This window comes from Actinoplanes sp. NPDC020271 (assembly GCF_044388125.1).
In the GTDB taxonomy this organism is placed as follows: Bacteria; Actinomycetota; Actinomycetes; order Mycobacteriales; family Micromonosporaceae; genus Actinoplanes.
On the sequence record NZ_JBIRWQ010000002.1, the window covers coordinates 195,477 to 212,838 of the forward strand.

Annotated in this window: 13 protein-coding genes; 8 read left to right on the forward strand and 5 right to left on the reverse strand. The window is 71.2% G+C overall.

Features of this window, described 5'->3' with window-relative positions; genetic code table 11:
• Nucleotides 1–133 precede the first annotated feature (133 nt).
• Complete coding sequence (locus ACH442_RS04645; protein WP_396121201.1) at nucleotides 134–1,912, forward strand: glycoside hydrolase family 6 protein; 1,779 nt, start codon at nucleotides 134–136, stop codon at nucleotides 1,910–1,912.
• A gap of 566 nt (nucleotides 1,913–2,478) precedes the next feature.
• Here the strand turns inward: ACH442_RS04645 and ACH442_RS04650 are convergent.
• Both ACH442_RS04650 and ACH442_RS04655 read right to left on the reverse strand, forming a co-directional pair.
• Nucleotides 2,479–3,027: a DUF3455 domain-containing protein gene (locus ACH442_RS04650; RefSeq protein ID WP_396121202.1), complete on the reverse strand. Its 549-nt coding sequence runs from the start codon at nucleotides 3,025–3,027 to the stop codon at nucleotides 2,479–2,481.
• A 63-nt stretch (nucleotides 3,028–3,090) separates the two neighbouring features.
• Nucleotides 3,091–3,894 carry a hypothetical protein gene (locus ACH442_RS04655; protein WP_396121203.1) on the reverse strand — a complete coding sequence of 268 codons (804 nt, stop codon included), beginning with the start codon at nucleotides 3,892–3,894 and terminating at the stop codon, nucleotides 3,091–3,093.
• Between the two features lie 375 nt (nucleotides 3,895–4,269).
• Here ACH442_RS04655 and ACH442_RS04660 point away from each other — a divergent pair, with 375 nt between their 5' ends.
• Genes ACH442_RS04660 through ACH442_RS04670 form a run of 3 tightly spaced genes read left to right on the forward strand, consistent with a single transcriptional unit; the run spans nucleotide 4,270 to nucleotide 8,023 of the window.
• A complete protein-coding gene (locus ACH442_RS04660; protein ID WP_396121204.1) occupies nucleotides 4,270–5,967 on the forward strand; it encodes a translation initiation factor III in 1,698 nt (565 codons plus the stop codon).
• Nucleotides 5,964–7,442 carry an NADH-ubiquinone oxidoreductase-F iron-sulfur binding region domain-containing protein gene (locus ACH442_RS04665; protein WP_396121205.1) on the forward strand — a complete coding sequence of 493 codons (1,479 nt, stop codon included), beginning with the start codon at nucleotides 5,964–5,966 and terminating at the stop codon, nucleotides 7,440–7,442. Before ACH442_RS04660 ends, ACH442_RS04665 begins: the two co-directional genes overlap by 4 nt.
• A 59-nt stretch (nucleotides 7,443–7,501) precedes the next feature.
• Nucleotides 7,502–8,023 carry a redoxin domain-containing protein gene (locus ACH442_RS04670; protein ID WP_396121206.1) on the forward strand — a complete coding sequence of 174 codons (522 nt, stop codon included), beginning with the start codon at nucleotides 7,502–7,504 and terminating at the stop codon, nucleotides 8,021–8,023.
• A 75-nt stretch (nucleotides 8,024–8,098) separates the two neighbouring features.
• Here the strand turns inward: ACH442_RS04670 and ACH442_RS04675 are convergent, their stop codons facing one another.
• The gene (locus ACH442_RS04675; protein ID WP_396121207.1) at nucleotides 8,099–8,371 is read right to left on the reverse strand and encodes a hypothetical protein; all 273 of its coding nucleotides are present in this window, start codon (nucleotides 8,369–8,371) and stop codon (nucleotides 8,099–8,101) included.
• Between the two features lie 10 nt (nucleotides 8,372–8,381).
• On the reverse strand, nucleotides 8,382–8,639 hold the full coding sequence (locus ACH442_RS04680; protein ID WP_396121208.1) for a PspC domain-containing protein: 258 nt from the start codon (nucleotides 8,637–8,639) through the stop codon (nucleotides 8,382–8,384).
• A 224-nt stretch (nucleotides 8,640–8,863) separates the two neighbouring features.
• Here ACH442_RS04680 and ACH442_RS04685 point away from each other — a divergent pair, with 224 nt between their 5' ends.
• Complete coding sequence (locus ACH442_RS04685) at nucleotides 8,864–10,699, forward strand: serine/threonine protein kinase (protein ID WP_396121209.1); 1,836 nt, start codon at nucleotides 8,864–8,866, stop codon at nucleotides 10,697–10,699.
• A 245-nt stretch (nucleotides 10,700–10,944) separates the two neighbouring features.
• Here ACH442_RS04685 and ACH442_RS04690 read toward each other — a convergent pair whose 3' ends face one another.
• The gene (locus tag ACH442_RS04690) at nucleotides 10,945–13,389 is read right to left on the reverse strand and encodes a Tex family protein (RefSeq protein WP_396121210.1); all 2,445 of its coding nucleotides are present in this window, start codon (nucleotides 13,387–13,389) and stop codon (nucleotides 10,945–10,947) included.
• A gap of 234 nt (nucleotides 13,390–13,623) precedes the next feature.
• On the opposite strand from ACH442_RS04690, the gene ACH442_RS04695 reads away from it, so the two are divergent.
• The 3 genes from ACH442_RS04695 (at nucleotide 13,624) to ACH442_RS04705 (ending at nucleotide 17,292) form a co-directional block, all read left to right on the forward strand.
• The gene (locus tag ACH442_RS04695; protein ID WP_396121211.1) at nucleotides 13,624–14,343 is read left to right on the forward strand and encodes a PP2C family protein-serine/threonine phosphatase; all 720 of its coding nucleotides are present in this window, start codon (nucleotides 13,624–13,626) and stop codon (nucleotides 14,341–14,343) included.
• A 50-nt stretch (nucleotides 14,344–14,393) separates the two neighbouring features.
• Nucleotides 14,394–16,673 carry a discoidin domain-containing protein gene (locus ACH442_RS04700; protein ID WP_396121212.1) on the forward strand — a complete coding sequence of 760 codons (2,280 nt, stop codon included), beginning with the start codon at nucleotides 14,394–14,396 and terminating at the stop codon, nucleotides 16,671–16,673.
• Nucleotides 16,674–16,752: 79 nt separating this feature from the next.
• Entirely contained in the window at nucleotides 16,753–17,292 is a 540-nt protein-coding gene (locus ACH442_RS04705) for a GNAT family N-acetyltransferase (RefSeq protein WP_396337074.1), read from the forward strand.
• Nucleotides 17,293–17,362 lie beyond the last annotated feature (70 nt).

A 17,362-nucleotide genomic window follows, 5' to 3' on the forward strand; every position in this document is an offset into this window, starting at 1 on the left:
TTTCAGGCTCATTGCGCTGGGAGCGCTCCCATGTAATGCTGTCCGCGTCGGCCAACGATCCCCACCGATGTATACGGCCGTCGCTCCCATTGGCGCCGATCATTGGCGCCGCCGTACGTCTCGAGGAGTCCTGATGAGACCCATCTCCACCCGCGCCCGGGCGTTCACGGCAGCCGCCGTCGTGAGCGTCGTGGCCGGTGCCGGCGCGGTCGCGATGTCGACCGAGGCCAGCGCGGCCGCCGGCTGTCGTGTCGACTATTCGGTGAACCAGTGGTCGACCGGCTTCACCGGCAACGTGACCGTCACCAACCTCGGTGAACCGATCTCCGGTGGCTGGAACCTGACCTGGGCCTGGTCCGGAAACCAGACGATCACCCAGGGCTGGAGCGCCACCATCACCCAGTCCGGGACGAACGTCACCGCGGCGAACCCGTCATGGGCGGCCTCACTCGGCACCGGGGCCAACGCCAACTTCGGCTTCAACGCCAACTACTCGGGGACGAACACCGCGCCCGCGACGTTCAAGCTGAACGGCACCGCCTGCACCGGCACCGTGCCGAGCGGCTCGGCGTCCCCGTCGGCCTCGGCCTCGGTGTCCACCTCGCCGTCGACCTCGGTCAGCCCGTCGGTCAGCCCGTCGACCTCGACGAACCCGGGCGTGAAGGTGGACAACCCGTACGCGGGGGCCAAGGGCTACGTCAACCCGGAGTGGAAGGCGAAGGCCGACGCCGAGCCCGGCGGCAGCCGCGTGTCCAACAACCCGACCGCCGTCTGGCTGGACCGGATCGCCGCCATCGAGGGCACCGACGACAGCTCCTCGAACGGCTCGATGGGTCTGCGGGACCACCTGGACGCCGCCGTCGCCCAGGGCGCCGGCTACATCCAGCTGGTCATCTACAACCTGCCCGGCCGTGACTGCGCCGCGCTCGCCTCCAACGGTGAGCTCGGGCCGGACGACCTGCCGCGCTACAAGAGCGAGTACATCGACCCGATCGCCGCGATCGAGGGCGACGCGAAGTACAAGAACCTGCGGATCATCAACATCGTCGAGATCGACTCGCTGCCGAACCTCGTCACCAACACCTCCGGCCAGGCCGGCGGCACGGCGATGTGCGACACGATGAAGGCCAACGGCGGATACGTCCAGGGCATCGGTTACGCCTTGAACAAGCTGGGCGCGCTCAGCAACTCGTACAACTACGTCGACGCCGCGCACCACGGCTGGATCGGCTGGGACTCCAACTTCGGCCCGACCGCGGACATCATGCTGCAGGCGGCGAAGGCGTCCGGCAGCGTCAACAACGTCACCGGCTTCATCACCAACACGGCGAACTACTCGGCTCTGCAGGAGCCGTACATCCAGCCGACCGTGACCGTCGGCGGCCAGAACATCCGGCAGTCGAAGTGGCTCGACTGGAACCAGTACTCCGACGAGCTGACCTTCGCCCAGGCGTTCCGGACCAAGCTGGTCTCGATCGGCTTCAACAGCAACATCGGCATGCTGATCGACACCTCCCGCAACGGCTGGGGCGGCTCGGCCCGGCCCACCGCGGCCAGCACCTCCACGAACGTCGACACGTACGTCAACGAGTCGCGGATCGACCGCCGCATCCACGCCGGTAACTGGTGCAACCAGGCCGGTGCGGGCCTCGGCGAGCGCCCGAAGGCCGCCCCGGCCGCCGGGATCGACGCCTACGTCTGGGTCAAGCCCCCGGGCGAGTCGGACGGCTCCTCCTCGCTCATCCCGAACGACGAGGGCAAGGGCTTCGACCGGATGTGCGACCCGACCTACACCGGTAACGCCCGCAACGGCAACAGCATGAGCGGCGCCCTGCCGAACGCGCCGATCTCCGGCGCCTGGTTCTCGGCGCAGTTCCAGCAGCTGATGGCGAACGCCTACCCGGCGCTCTGATCAGCGGCAACTGAAAAAGACCGGACCCCCGCCCCGATCATGCCCGGGGCGGGGGTTCCTTTCTGCGTCGTCCCGGGCGTGCGACATCGGGGTGATGGGCGTCGAACGGCGGATCGGGGCACGCACCATCCGGGCGCGGCCGGGAGGGTGACCGGCCGCACCCTGACCGCGCTGACCGGGGCCGCCGGCGACGGGGAGGCGGCCGTGCGGATCACCCGGCCCGGCGACTCCCGGGCGTACCGTCTCCGCGGTGGCCTGCTCGAACTGCTCACCATGGAGCACACCATCGCCTGGCTCGGCCTGGTCCACGGCCGGTACGCGGCCGGCGACCCCGGCCGGCAAGCGCACGACGAACACCACCCCGCCGGTGGCCGGCTTCGCTGCGGCACCGGGTGGCGTGTGCGGGTTTGCTGCCTTGACCGTGCCCACCCACGGGCGTCGCCCTTCCGGGCTGAGCGTCCAGGGGCGCCCCGCGCCCCTGCTCGGCCCGGAAGGGTCCCCGCGGGAGCGACGGTCGTGACCACAGCGGAGACGGGCAATGATGAAGGTGATCTTGAAGCGGAGCGCTATGACGGCTTTTTCGTGAAAAATCGGAAGACGGCGCGGAACGGGACGGCGACCGGGTCGTTGCCGCCGCAGGAGGTGGACGGCGCGGCGCCGCCGGTCGTGTCGAGGCGCTGGATGTAGGTGACCGCGCCGAACAGGCCGCCGCCGCGGTTGCCGGTGGCCTTGTAGAGGATCTGCGGCGCGCCCGCGGTGGACGGCACGGTGACCGGGTCGATGCCCTGGACCATCGAGCCGTCCTGGTCGGAGACCCAGGCCGGCCCGCGGAAGTGGACGGCGGTGACCTTGCGGGCCGGGTCGACGGTGGTGCCGGTCAGGGACGCGGCCGGTTCGAGGGGCTGCCACATGCTGCGCTTGCACTCGTAGAGCTGGACGCCGCGGGCCTTGAGGACGGCGTGCAGCACGTTGCCGGGTGGCGGCTGGAGCGCGGCCGGGACCGGTGGTGCGCCGCCCGGAAGCGTGTCGTCGGCGGGGCCGGCGGACGACGCCGAGGCCGGTGCGGTGACGAGGACCAGGGCGAGCGCGCCCGCGAGGGGGGCGGTTCGAGGCACGGAGTTCTCCCGGTGGGCGGCGATGTCACCCGCACTCTAGCCCATCACGGTGCAAAACGCCCATCAGCGTGGCATCGTGTAGAAACCGGTCGGCAGGGTTTGGGCCTCGCGACGGGCCTCCTTCGTCCGGGAGCGCAGTCGCAGCAACAGGAGCAGGCCGAGGAAGAAGAACACCCCGCCGACGATCAGGCCCGGGCCCAGCAGGTTGCTCTGGTCGGTCGAGGCCGGGACGAGCGCGGTGGCGCTGGTCCGGTTCACCGGCGGTTCGGGGGTCGCCTCGGTCGGTTCGTCCTCGGCGGTGTCGTCCACGGTGGGTTTCGGCGACGGGGAGGCCGTGGTCCGGCTCGGGGCCGGCGACGGAGAGGCGGTGGCCACCTTCGTGGTCACCTCGGTGGTCGCGGTGTTCGAGGTCAGCTGCGTGTTCTGCTCGTCGGCGGCGCGGACCTCGAGGCGGATCTCGCCGCCGTCGTTGCCGCTGAAACGCATCTGCCACTTGCCGGTGACGGTCCGGTTGCGGCACAGCGTGCCCGGGTCGAGCTGCTGGTCGACGAGGGTGGCGGTGTTGCCGTTGACGCTGACCTGGGTCGGGAACTCGCCGGAGTCCTCGACCCGGGTGACCTGGATCCGGTTCAGCGGGACGTCGCCGGCGCGCACCACGAGCGTCCAGCGCACCTTGCGGCAGCGCACCTGCTCCGAGGTGGCGACCGCGGTCACCGTCTTGGCGTTGCCCCCGGCCTGGAACGTGGCGGGTGCGGTGATGGTGACACCGAATCCCTGCACGTCGGCCCGGGCCGGTGTGGTCAAGCTGCTCGCGCCCAGCGCGGCGCCGGCGAGCGTGACCCCGAGCAGCGCGGTGAGATGCCGCACGTCGATCCCCCTTCTCGTACGTCCCCTTCACCAGTAAGTTCGCCGCGCCGGGCCGAATGGTTCACCGGGTGGCGGCGGTCACTCCACCGCGCACCTTATTTCTTGCTTAAGAACCCGGGAAAAACGTCATTCTTGCAGGTCAGAAGGCATGTGCGAACGGTAGCGGGGCGATCACTGAAAAGAGTCGCCGAGAAATTTCGCACGCGTTCATCCGAAGCCCCGTCCGCCACGTAATCCGGGGAGGACACGGCCGGGGCAACGCAGGGGAAAGCACGCCACGGACGGGTCCGGAAGAACTTGAGCACGGGGCGTTCCCCACGAACGCCGGCGTCCCACCGCCCACGGGACGTGACCGTTGCGGAAAAAGAGGAGTCAATGGCCCGGTCGAAGAACAAAGAAGGTGCCGCGAGTAGGGTCGCGGTCGACATCGGCTCCACCGGCAGCCGGAACGTGCCCACCGGCGCGGTGATCCTGCTGGTGGTCAGCGTCCTGGCGGCAGTCTGGGCGGTCGCGATGATGACCGCTCCCGGCCGCGTGGGATACGTCTACTTCTTCATGTACGCGGAGTACTACATGGGTGTTCTCACCCTTGTCTCGCTCTCGATCACCATCATGGTCGGCCTGGTCTCCACCGACCGCCTGGTCCTCTCCATCAGGCAGCGGGTCTTCCTGCAGTCCACCCACCGGACGACCGGCGTGATGGCGATCTCGTCGCTGGCGTTCCACCTGTGGACGAAGACCGTCGAGTCCCACATCCGGGTGATCGACATCTTCATCCCGTTCATCACCCCGACCAACACGCTCTTCATCGGCCTGGGACAGCTCTCCGGGTACGTCATGGTGCTGGTCACCTGGAGCGGCATCGTCCGGGCCAAGTTCATCGGCCGCGGCAAGCCGTGGATGTGGCGCGCGATCCACTCGGTGTCGTACCTGATCTGGCCGCTCGCCCTGATCCACGGCCTCAGCGCCGGCCGCCCGGCGAAGACCTGGGTCATCGTCAGCTACGTCGTCTGCGTGCTGCTCGTGCTCATCGGCCTCGCCGTCCGGCTCTCGGTCAGCCTCAACCGCCGCAAGGACTTCTCCTCCGCGGCCGGGGTCGGCGCGGCCAAGTCGCAGACCAGCGCCGTCGTGCCGACCACCAGCGCGCCCCGCAACCGGTGGGGTGGCGGCGGCCAGAACCGCGAGCAGCTCGGCGCCGACCTGGTGCAGGCCGCTCCTCCGGTGAGCAACTGGGTCCCGGCCGCACCGCCGGCCGCCGCCCCGGTCAGCCCGGCCGTGGCGCCGATCCCGGAGCCCGAGCCCCGGGCGATGCGGGAGCTGGAGGCGCCGGCCCCGCGCCAGCGCCGCTCCGACGAGGACCGGTTCGACGAGCCGACCCGCGCGGTGTCGCGTCGTGAGCCCGACGACGACTTGTACGACGAGCCGGCCCCGCGCTCGCGCCGCCGCGACGAGGAGTACTACGACGACGGGCCGCGCCCGCGTGGCCGCCGGTTCGCCGACGACGAGGCCGAGGAGCCGCGCAGCCGCCGGTCCCGCTCGTCGATGGAGGACACCGGTGCCCGCCTGTCCCGCTCGTCGATGGAGGACACCAGCACGCGGATGCGCCGGGACGAGCTGACCGAGACCGGCACCCGGATGCGCCGGGACGAGGTCACCGAGACCGGCACCCGGATGCGCCGGGACGAGGTCACCGAGACCGGCACCCGGCTGCGGCTGGACGACACCCAGACCCGCATGCGCCGGTACGCCGACGACGACTACTACGAGGACGACCGCCCCCGTGGCGGTGGCCGCCGTCGCGCCGACGACGAGCCCCGCTACGAGGACGTCCCGCGGCAGCGCGCCCCGCGCTACGAGGACGACGACGAGCCGCGCAGCGGTGGCCGCCGCCGCGCCGACGACGGCCGGCACAGCCGCAGCCAGTTCGTCGACCTCGCCGACGGGCAGTACGCGGACGACGACACCCTGGTCGACGCCCGCCGTTCCCGCCGCGCCGCGGCCGAGGCCCCGCGGGGCCTCGGCCGTGACGACGACGACGCCTACTTCTCGCAGCTGCGTGGTGACCGGAATTGAGCACGGCACAGGTTCCCCCGGTCACGGCGATCGGCGTCCCGCGGATCACCGCGGGCTATGACGAGTACGGCCGTCTCGACCTGGCCGCGCACCAGGAGGTGCACGGCGGGTTCGCGGCGCTCTCCTCCGGTGAGCTGATCGGTCTCACCGACCGCATCGAGCTGCGCGGACGTGGCGGCGCCGGTTTCCCGTTCGCCCGCAAGGTGCGCGCGGTGATCGACTCCTGCAAGCGTCAGGACCTGCCCCCGGTGATCGTGGTCAACGCCACCGAGGGTGAGCCGCCGTCCTGGAAGGACAAGGCGATCCTGACCCGCAGCCCGCACCTGATCCTGGACGGCGCCGCGCTCGCGGCCGCGGCCCTGGACGCCGAGGAGATCGTCATCGGTGTCGCCGACGACGGCATCGGGCAGAACTCGCTGATGGCGGCGCTCGCCGAGCGGAAGATGCCCTGCCCGGCCCGGATCGTCACGGTCCCGCACCGGTTCATCTCCGGTGAGGGTGGCGCGCTGGTCCGCGGCATCAACGGCGAGGCGCACATCCCGCCCGGCCGCAAGGTCCGGTCCAGCGACAACGGCGTGATGGGTCTGCCCACCCTGCTCTCCAACGCCGAGACGTACTCGCAGCTGGCGATCGCGGCCCGGCTCGGCCCGTGGGAGTACAACTCGGTCGGCATCCCCGAGGAGCCGGGCACGGTCATGCTCACCGTCGGCGGCTCGGCCAGCTCGCCCGCCGTCGTCGAGGCGCCCACCGGCACCCCGCTGATGGACGTGCTCAACATGTGCGGCGCCGACATCGGGGCCGGCCTGCTCGTCGGTGGATACCACGGCAAGTGGATCACCAAGGCGCAGGCGGAGACCGTGATGGTCTCCCGCAAGGGCTTCGCCAAGGTCGGCGGCACGCTCGGCGCCGGCATGCTGATCTCGATCGGCTCGAAGACCTGCCCGATCGGTGAGGCCGCCCAGGTCGTGCAGTACCTGGCCGGCGAGTCCGCCGGTCAGTGCGGCCCGTGCCGGCTCGGCCTGCCCGACCTGGCCCGGGCGGTCACCCTGGTGTCGCTCGGCGGCAACGCGCTGGAGAACGTGCGCCAGGCCGCCGGCCTGGTCAAGGGCCGCGGCGCGTGCAGCCACCCGGACGGCACGTCGCGGTTCGCGCTCTCCGCGCTGGAGGTGTTCGCCAAGGACGTCGAGGCGCACGCCAACGGCGAGGGCTGCGGCAAACCGGTCCGCGGTGTGCTGCCGCTGCCGTACACCGCGGAGACCGGCGCCCGCAAGCTCGCCCTGGACTGGTCGCGCTGCGACGGGCACGGGCTCTGCTCGGCGGTCGCCCCGGAGATCATCCGGCTGGACCACAACGGCTTCCCGGCGTTCCCGCAGACGCCGCTGCCGCCGTGGCTCGAGGAGGGCGCCCGCAAGGCGGTCAACGTGTGCCCGGCGCTCGCGCTGCGCCTGATCGACCCGGCCACGTCCGCGCACTGACGATGTCGGCCGGCGGTCCCGCCCGGGGCCGCCGGCACCTTCCCGGCGAAGAGGTGGTCGTGAGCACACGTCGCGCGCTGCTGACGTTCCCGCTGGCCCTGGCCGCGCTGGCCGCCTGCGGCTCGCCGCCTCCGGCGGCCTCGCCCGCTGCTGCTGCCGCCGCCGGGCCCGCCCCGGTGCCGGCTTCGCTCGATTTCTCCGGTACGACGCTGGACGGCGCCCCCTACGACGCGGCGGCGCTCGCCGGGAAGCCGGCGGTGCTGTGGTTCTGGGCGCCGTGGTGCGCGACCTGCGCCGGGCAGGCGCAGTCGGTGCGCGACTTCGACGAGGAGTACGCGGGGCGGATCGCGTTCCTCGGGGTGGCCGGGATGGGCACGGCCACGGCGATGCGCGAGTTCGTGTCCGACATGGAGGTGGGCGCGGTGACCCACCTCAACGACCCGAAGCTCAAGATCTGGACGAAGTTCACGATCGTCGAGCAGAGCACGTATGTGCTGCTGGACGCCGCGGGGACGATCGTGACCCGCAGTTACCTCGACGACCTGGCGCTGACCGGGGCGTTGAAGAAACTGGCCGGTTGAGCGCGGGCGCTGCTCCTGCCGGCTGGTGGCGGGCGGCTTTCCCGGTTCGGGGCGGGTGGCTCACGACCGTACGCCTCAATCGGGGTTGATCTCCGTGAGGTGCAGCTGGCCGGCGGCGTCCCGCTCGACCCGGACCCGGGTGGTCAGACCCGGCCCGAGCCGGACCGGCAGCACCGGACCGCCGGCCGCCTGAACCCGGTGCGAGCCCGGCGCGAGGGCCAGCGAGAGCCGCTTGCCCGCCCGGACCTGGCCCTTGACCGCGCCGTCCACGGTGATCGGGACGGCGCGGATCAGGGTGGTGAGGGACCGTGGGGGTCCCTCGACGACGAGTGTCCCGACGATCGTCATGATGCCGGGGTCACCAGGTGGTCGGCGGGGCCGGCGGGGTGTGCTCGCTGTAGACGGTCTCCTCGGACGGCATCAGGACCCAGAGGACCGGGTAGATCAGGATCTGGCTGCCCGGGATCACGAACAGGATCAGCACGAAGAGCAGGCGGGCGATCCAGGGGTCGAGCCCGAATCGGCGGCCGAGCCCGGCACAGACGCCACCGAGCATGCGGCCGTCACGCGGGCGGACCAGGCCTTGGCGGGCCATCGTGTCGTGCACGGCGTTCATGGCGGGTCTCCCACTTTCCTTGGTTGCCCTCCTCGGTGAGGAGGTGATGACTCAAGAGTGCTACCCGGGTACGACACTTTCCATCCGGAGACGCCCGGATCCGACCCCGATCCAGGTTCTCAGGGTTGACCATGACGGTTACGTTCCAACCCGGCACCGGGACTGCTCCGGGTCGAAGCTCCCCGATACAGTTCTGCGAGCGCGAACCTGGGGGGCAGGAAAGCATGGTCGACAGCACGGTGCCGGGCGAACGGACGCAGCCGCTGCGTCCGCACGATCCGCGCGAGCTCGGCGACTACGACGTGCTCGGCCGGCTCGGCGAGGGCGGCATGGGCACGGTCTATCTGGGCCGGAAGAAGAAGAGCGAGACCCTGGTCGCGGTGAAGGTGGTGCGCCTCGACCTGGCGCACGACGACGAGTTCCGCCGCCGGTTCCGCAGCGAGGTGGAACGGGCCCGGCAGGTGCCGCCGTTCTGCACCGCCGAGGTGCTCGACGCCGACCCCGACCACGACCAGCCGTACCTGGTGGTCGAGTTCGTCGACGGGCCCACCCTGGCCGACGTGGTCGAGCAGCGCGGCCCGCTGACCTCGGCGAACCTGCACAGTGTGGCGATCGGGGTGGCCACCGCGCTCACCGCGATCCACGGGGCCGGCGTGATCCACCGCGACCTCAAGCCGCGCAACGTGCTGCTCGCGCCGGGCAGCCCCAAGGTGATCGACTTCGGGATCGCCCGGGCCATGTCGGCGACCAGCGGCAACACGCGGCCCGACCAGATGGTCGGCACGGTGGCGTACATGGCGCCGGAACGCTTCGACACCGACGCGGATGTGCCGGTGGTCACCCCGGCCGCGGACGTGTTCGCGTGGGGCGGCGTGGTGACGTACGCGGGGACGGGCAAGACCCCGTTCTACGCCGACTCGCCGACGGCCACCGCGGCCCGCATCCTCACCAAGCCACCCCGCCTCGACGGTCTCTCCCAGCCGCTGCGTGACCTGGTCGCGCACGCCCTGGAGAAGGACCCGGCGAACCGGCCCAGCGCCCGGGAACTGCTCGACCTGCTGCTCTCCGGCGACCGGCCGGTGGCCATCGCGGACGCCCTGGCCGACCAGCCCGCCCTGAAGGCCGCCGCCACCGAGGCGCAGGCCGTCACCGGTTTCGCCCCCGTCGAGAGGACCCGCGTCGCGGCGGCCGCCCTCGCCCCGGCGTCCGCGCTGGACATCCCGCCCGGCCTGGTCGGCTACAGCGAGAACGCGATCGTCACGATCCCGATCGAGGCGGTGCCGGAGACGGCGGCGCCCGCCGTCCCGCCCGCCGGCCGGCCGCGCCGCTCGGTGGTGCCGACGCTGCTCGCCGCCGTGACCGTCCTGATCATCGCGGCCGGGGTGGCGATGATCGGCTTCCTGCTGCGGGACAGGTTCGGCCACAGCACCGCGGCCGCGCCCTCGGCGAGCGCCTCGGCGCCCTCGGCCGAGGCGACGACGGCCCCGCCGAAGATCGCCGACAAGCTCGCCGGGACCGGCAGCCTCTGGCAGCCGACGGCACAGCCCGACGAGGAGGCGAGCTGCGCGTTCGCCGGGGGAGCGCTGGTCGCCCGCCGGGAGAGCGCCGGGACGTTCCGCTGCCGCGGCCCGAAGGAGACGATGGGCGGCGACCTGACCGCCGAGGTCGGGGTGCGGCTGGACACCGTGCGCAGCTGCGCCGCGATCTGGTTCCACTTCGACGACAAGGCGTTCGGCGGCAAACCGGGCGGCTACCAGCTGCGGGTCTGCGAGAAGTCGGCCTACCTGAGCGTGCACACCGACGACGACGTGGTCCTCAAGGACACCCTGCCGCTGGCCCGGCCGATCGGGACGTACGCGGCACCGGTCCGGATCGGGCTGCGCGTCACCGGGAACTCGCTCGAGGTCAGCCAGGACGGGCAGCGGGTCGGGACGCTGGCGCTGACCGAGCCGGCGCTGACCGAGGGACGGATCGTGCTCGGCGTCTACAACGACCAGAACGCGGCGAGCGAGACCGGGCCGTTCGAGGTCGCCTACACCGACATCAAGATCTGGTATTGAGGCTGGGTTCGATGGCCTCGCTGCGCTCGGCGGGCATTGCGCCCGGACAAGCTGAGTTCGATGGCCTCGCTCCGCTCGGCGGGCATTGCGCCCCCACAAGCTGAGTTCGATGGCCTCGCTCCGCTCGGCGGGCATTGCGCCCCCACAAGCCGATGGCGAGGCCACCGAAAACGACAACGGCTTCGCCTGGTCGTTTTCGGCGGCCTCGCCATCGGCGGGCGCAATGCGCTTCGGCTGCGGTTACGTCAGTCCTTGGCGAGGCCGGCCCGGCGCAGCGCGTCGGCCATCGCGCTGTTGCCGAAGCTGTTGCCGCCGCCGCCGGCACCGCGCTGGCCGCCGCCTTGGCGTGGCTGACCACCGCGCTGGCCGCCGCCCTGACCGCGCTGACCACCTTGGCCCCCGCGCTGGCCGCCGCCCTGACCGCCCTGGCTACCGCGCTGGCCGCCGCCGCCCTGACCGCCCTGACCGCTGCCCTGGCCACCGCGCTGACCGCCACGGTCCTCGCGCGGCGGCCGGTTCTTGTTCGGCTCGTCGGACAGGCGCATGGTCAGCGAGATCCGCTTGCGGACCGGGTCGACCTCCAGGACGCGGACCTTCACCACGTCACCGGACTTGACCACCTCGCGCGGGTCCTGCACGAACTTCTCGGAGAGCGCCGAGACGTGCACCAGCCCGTCCTGGTGGACGCCGATGTCGACGAACGCGCCGAACGCGGCCACGTTGGTGACCTGGCCCTCCAGGATCATGCCGGGTTTGAGGTCGGCGATCTTCTCGACGCCCTCGGCGAACGTGGCGGTGGTGAACGCCGGGCGCGGGTCACGCCCGGGCTTCTCCAGCTCCTTGAGGATGTCGGTGATCGTGGGCAGGCCGACCGTGTCGGTGACGAACTTGTCCGGCCGGATGCCCTTGAGCAGCGGGCTGTTGCCGATCATGTGCTTGACGTCCGTGCCGGCGTCCGCCGCGATCGTCCGGACCAGCGGGTACGACTCGGGGTGCACGCTGGAGAAGTCCAGCGGGTCCTCGCCGTCACGGATCCGGAGGAAGCCGGCGCACTGCTCGAACGCCTTCGGGCCGAGCCGCGCGACCTTCTTGATCTCGTTGCGGTTCTTGAACGGGCCGTTCTGGTCGCGGTGCAGCACGATGTTCTCGGCCAGGCCGGCGGTGATCCCGGAGACCCGGGTGAGCAGCGGCGCGGACGCGGTGTTGACGTCGACGCCGACCCCGTTCACACAGTCCTCGACGACCGCGTCGAGCGAGCGGGCCAGCTTCACCTCGGAGATGTCGTGCTGGTACTGCCCGACACCGATCGACTTCGGGTCGATCTTGACGAGTTCGGCGAGGGGGTCCTGCAGACGGCGGGCGATCGACACCGCGCCGCGCAGCGACACGTCCATGCCGGGCAGCTCCTGCGACGCGTACGCCGAGGCGGAGTAGACCGACGCGCCGGCTTCCGAGACGACCACCTTGGTCAGCTTCGCGTCCGGGTGCTTCTTGATCAGCTCGGTGGCGAGCTTGTCGGTCTCCCGGGACGCGGTGCCGTTGCCGATCGCGATCAGCTCGACGTTGTGCTTGCCGGCCAGCGCGGCCAGCCGGTGGATCGACTCGTCCCACTTGTTCTGCGGCACGTGCGGGTAGATCGTGTCGGTGGCGACCACCTTGCCGGTCGCGTCGACGACCGCGACCTTCACGCCCGTACGGAATCCGGGGTCGAGCCCCATCGTCGTGCGCGTGCCGGCCGGGGCGGCGAGCAGCAGGTCCCGGAGGTTGGCGGCGAACACGCGGACGGCCTCGTCCTCGGCCGCCTCGCGCAGCCGGACCCGCAGGTCGGCGCCGAGGTGGATGAGGATGCGGGTGCGCCACGCCCAGCGGACCGTGTCGACCAGCCACTTGTCGCCGGGACGCTTCAGGTCGGTGATGCCGTTGCGCCCGGCGATGCGGCCCTCGAAGTAGCCCTCGTCCTCCTCCGGGTGCGGCTCCATGGTGAGGTCGAGGACGTCCTCCTTCTCGCCGCGGAGCATGGCCAGGATGCGGTGCGAGGGCAGCTTCGAGTACGGCTCGGAGAAGTCGAAGTAGTCGGAGAACTTCGCCCCGTCGGTCTGCTTGCCGTCGCGCACCTTCGCGACCAGCCGGCCCCGCGTCCACATCTGCTCGCGCAGCTCACCGATCAGGTCCGCGTCCTCGGCGAACCGCTCGATCAGGATGGCCCGCGCGCCGTCCAGTGCGGCCTGCGCGTCGGCGACCCCCTTCTCGGCGTCCACGAACGCCTCAGCGGCCGCTTTCGGGTCGACGGTGGGGTCACCCAGGAGCCCGTCGGCCAACGGCTCCAGGCCCGCTTCGCGGGCGATCTGCGCCTTGGTGCGCCGTTTCGGCTTGAACGGGAGGTAGATGTCCTCCAGCCGGGCCTTGGTGTCGGCCTCCAGGATCTGCCGCTCCAACGCGTCGTCCAGCTTGCCCTGCGCGCGGATCGACTCCAGCACGGCGGCCCGGCGGTCCTCCAGCTCCCGCAGGTAGCCCAGGCGCTCCTCGAGCGTGCGCAGCTGGGCGTCGTCGAGCGTGCCGGTCACCTCCTTGCGGTAGCGGGCGATGAACGGGACGGTGGCCCCGCCGTCGAGCAGCTCGACCGCGGCGGTGACCTGCCCTTCACGGACTCCGAGCTCGGAGGCAATGCGCTGATGGATCGCTGTCGTCACGCCGACGATTGTTACCGAGGCCGCCGTGCGTTGTCGCGCCGCCCCGCACACACCGCCGTAGACGATCACCCGGGGGCCGCGTGCGACGCTCCCGGCCGATCTTCGGGTCCCGGGTGAACCGCCCGGCCGGGTGGACCGCTCCGACCTGCGGAAACGCGTTTGTTTTCCGCGCCGCGCGTGTCGAGGTGGACGTTTACTAGAGACAACCCTTGGTGGCTTTGGCATTGTTGCTACATGACGCTTGCTGTCCGGGCGGTCGCCGCCACTGATCAGGGCCTGGTCCGGTCCAACAACGAAGACTCGGTTTTCGTCGGAAATCGCCTCTTCGTGGTCGCGGACGGCATGGGCGGTTTGCCCGCCGGTGAGCTGGCGAGCGACATCCTCGTGCAGGTTCTCGGCGAGGTCGACCAGAAACCGGACAACGGCGAGCCGCTGCAGGATCTGATCGAGGCGCTCCAGGTCGCCAACAAGCAGATCGAGAAGTCCGTCGCCGAGGACGACGCCCGGGACGGCATGGGCACGACGGTGACCGCGCTGCTGCTCTCCGGCGACCGGCTGGCCGCCCTCAACGTCGGCGACTCCCGTTGCTACCTGCTCCGCGACGGCGAGTTCCAGCAGCTGACGCGCGACGACACGTACGTGCAGGCCTTGGTTGATCAAGGGGTTCTGACTCCGGACGACGCCCGGCGGCACCCGCAGCGCGCACTGGTCACCCAGGCCGTGCAGGGTGGCCCGTTCCGGCCCGCCGGGCGGATGATCCCGGCCCGGGTCGCCGACCGTTACCTGCTCTGCAGCGACGGCCTCTCCGACTACGTGGAGGACGCGGTGATCGCGCAGACGTTGCGCGACAACCCGGACCGGCGGACGTGCGCGGCCGAGCTGATCAACCGCACGCTGGAGAACGGCGCTCCCGACAACGTCACGGTGATCATCGCGGATGTGGTCGAGGTGTAAGTCATCCACCGGGCGCACGCTGTTTGATCGACTCCCGTAGATTCTGCGCCATGTCACGCAGAATCACGGGAGCTCTGACTGCCGGGGTCGTCGCGGCGGTGTCCGGCTGGATGACGTTGTCACCCGGCCCGGCCCAGGCGGCGCCCTCGAACGACACGACCTGCAAGACCCCTGTCAACAGTTCGCCCACCACCGACGTCGGCCCCAGCGCCACCGGCTACGTGCTGAACGTCGGCGACCTCGGCACGGTGTTCAGCGACGGCGCTCAGGCCGCGTTCCCCAAGGTCAGCGCACGCGACGAGGTGAACGCCGACGGCAGCCCGCGCCGGACGGTGACCACCACCTTCAGCCGGGGTCTCGACAAGGGTTCCGACCACACGCCGCCGGCCCAGGTCACCTCGGCCGACGGGGGCCAGACCTTCGCCGCCTCGACGCTCACCACGACGCCGGGCGTGCCCACCACGCAGCTGCGCGACGGCTCGCTGCTCGGCATCGACTTCGCCCCCACGTCGACCACCACGAGCTCCGCGACCTTCCAGGTCTACCGCTCCACCGACGGCACCAACTGGGTCACCTTCCCGACGATCATCCAGCTCAGCATTCCGCTCGACGGCGGCATCCGCACCCACGGCGCGCCGTTCCAGCTCGGTGACGGCACGGTGCTGATCAGCTACTACATCCAGTTCGGTGGCAGCCACCAGGCTCCCGGGCGGGCCGCCCAGATCTCCTCGTACGTGGCCGCGAGCACCGACGGCGGGGCGAGCTTCACCACCCGGGGCACGATCGCCTACGACAGCACCGGCGCCAACAGTTACCCCGAGGCGGCCGTCGCCGCGCTGCCCAGCGGCAAGCTGCTCTCGGTCATCCGCCACCACGTGTGGGACGGCAGCGACTTCGAAAGCCTCGACACCCCGCGCTGGACCACCTCCACCGACGGAGGGGCCCACTGGGCGGCCCTGCAGGATCTGACCGTCTCCTTCCCGAACGGCTACGACCAGTTCGACGAGGCGAAACCGAAGCTGATGGGCGTCTTCCCGCAACTGCAGCTGATGCCGAACGGTGTCATGGTGCTCAGCGCCGGGCGGCCCGACAACTGGGTGGCGATCTCCACCAACGGGCAGGGCACCGGGTGGGTCGGCCAGCTCACCTATCGCAACTGCCCGACCACCGGGTACCGCCTGCACGGTTCCACCGGCAACACCGCGCTGGCCTCGGTGGAGAGCAACCGCGTGCTGCAGGTCGGCGACAACTGTGAGAACACCTGGTCCTGCCCGGTCGGGGACAGCGGCTACACCGTCGACTCCGGGCGCCGCATCTGGCGCCGCTTCGCCGACGTGCTCACCCCGGACGTCGGCAAGATCGACCTGGCCACCAAGTACCGGCTCGGTCAGATCCAGGTCAGCACCGACATGACGGCCACCCCCGACGGGCACCCGCGCACCGGCCCGGCCGGCGCGTTCGACGGCAGCACCGACTACTGGTCCAGCGCCGCCCGGCTCGACGGCGCCGGCACGTACACGATCACCCTCGACCGGGAGTACCAGCTGACCCGGCTCGGTCTGAGCCTGCGCAACGGGACGCTCGCCTCGGGTCGCGTCTACGCCTCGGCCGACGGCGTCAACTGGGGCAACCCGATCGTCGACGCGGCGAACCGGACCCACCTGGCCCTGGAGTACTTCACGGTCACGGCCAAGGCCCGCTACCTGAAGGTGGTCGCCGACGCCGGCGCCGACGGGGCTGCGTTCCTCAACGAGCTGGAGCTCTACTCGAACATCAACTCGTTCGAGAACGACCCGGTCAACAACCGGCCGCGCGGCTTCACCGGACTCTCCCAGACCTGGGTGACGCGCAGCGGCGTGGACGGCAGCAGCCGGGCGCTGCGCCTCAACGACACGGCCAAGGACGCGATGGCCAGGGCGGTGTGGCCGGTGTCGGCGACCAGCCCGACCCGGACGCTGGAATTCCGGGCCGACCCGGTCACGCTGCCCAACGCCTTCCTCTTCGACGTGCAGGGCAGAGCCGCGGACGGTACGACCGTGGACGCCTACCACTTCGCGGCGCGTGCCGACGGCAGCCTGGCCCGCTTCAACGGCTCGGACTGGGTCGCGCTCACCGGGGCGGGCGTCGTCCCGGCCGGCAAGTGGAGCACGATCAAGGTGCAGGCCGGCACGACCAGTGCCACGGTCAGCGTCGGCGGCACCGTCGTCGCCGCCTCGGTCCCGCCGACCAGGGCGGGCACGACCGGGCTGCTCGGCTACTCGTTCGCCAGCAGCGGCACCGCCTCCGTCGGCGACCAGGTGGTCTTCGACGACGTCCTGTTCAGCTCCTGACCGCTCACCCGCGGGCCGGGGCATCCCCGTCCCGGCCCGCGGGCCTCAACGCCGTCTGACATATCCTCGGCGGGTGCTGATGGCGACGGAACGGCTGATCCTGCGGCGCTTCCGGGCGTCCGACGCGCCGGCCCTGGCGGAGTACCGGTCGGATCCTGACGTGGCCCGCTACCAGTCCTGGGATGCGCCGTTCGCACTGCAGAAAGCCGAGATTGCCGTCCGTAACTTCGCCGCCAGTTCGCCCGACGCGCCCGGCTGGTTCCAGTACGCGATCGAGCACTCCACCGAGCGCCGGCTCATCGGCGATGTCGGGGTCCGGCTGCACGACAACCTCAAGCAGGCCGAGATCGGGTTCACGCTGGCCACGGCGTACCAGGGGAAGGGTTTGGCGACCGAGGCCGTGAGTGCCGTGCTGGACCGCTTGTTCCGCCTGCAGGGCCTGCACCGGGTGATGGGCGAGTGCGACGCGCGCAACACGCGGTCGGCGGCACTGATGGAGCGGCTCGGGTTCACGCGTGAGGGCCTGCTGCGGCAGCAGACCTTCATCAAGGGCGAGTGGACCGACGACCTGTTGTTCGGTCTCCTCGCCCCGGAGTGGCCGGCCCGCGAGACCCCCTGACCGGTCCCGCCGCGAAGCGCCCCCGGCCGTCGGCCGCGCGAGCCCGGCCCGGTCCCGGAGGTGCTTCGGA

What these genes read in the sequence shown, in the direction of transcription:
- ACH442_RS04675 (WP_396121207.1), bottom strand. Translation starts at nt 8,371, where the DNA reads ATGACGATCGTCGGGACACTCGTCGTCGAGGGACCCCCACGGTCCCTC.
- ACH442_RS04685 (WP_396121209.1), top strand. Translation starts at nt 8,864, where the DNA reads ATGGTCGACAGCACGGTGCCGGGCGAACGGACGCAGCCGCTGCGTCCG.
- ACH442_RS04695 (WP_396121211.1), top strand. Translation starts at nt 13,624, where the DNA reads ATGACGCTTGCTGTCCGGGCGGTCGCCGCCACTGATCAGGGCCTGGTC.
- ACH442_RS04700 (WP_396121212.1), top strand. Translation starts at nt 14,394, where the DNA reads ATGTCACGCAGAATCACGGGAGCTCTGACTGCCGGGGTCGTCGCGGCG.
- ACH442_RS04660 (WP_396121204.1), top strand. Translation starts at nt 4,270, where the DNA reads ATGGCCCGGTCGAAGAACAAAGAAGGTGCCGCGAGTAGGGTCGCGGTC.
- ACH442_RS04645 (WP_396121201.1), top strand. Translation starts at nt 134, where the DNA reads ATGAGACCCATCTCCACCCGCGCCCGGGCGTTCACGGCAGCCGCCGTC.
- ACH442_RS04705 (WP_396337074.1), top strand. Translation starts at nt 16,753, where the DNA reads ATGGCGACGGAACGGCTGATCCTGCGGCGCTTCCGGGCGTCCGACGCG.
- ACH442_RS04680 (WP_396121208.1), bottom strand. Translation starts at nt 8,639, where the DNA reads ATGAACGCCGTGCACGACACGATGGCCCGCCAAGGCCTGGTCCGCCCG.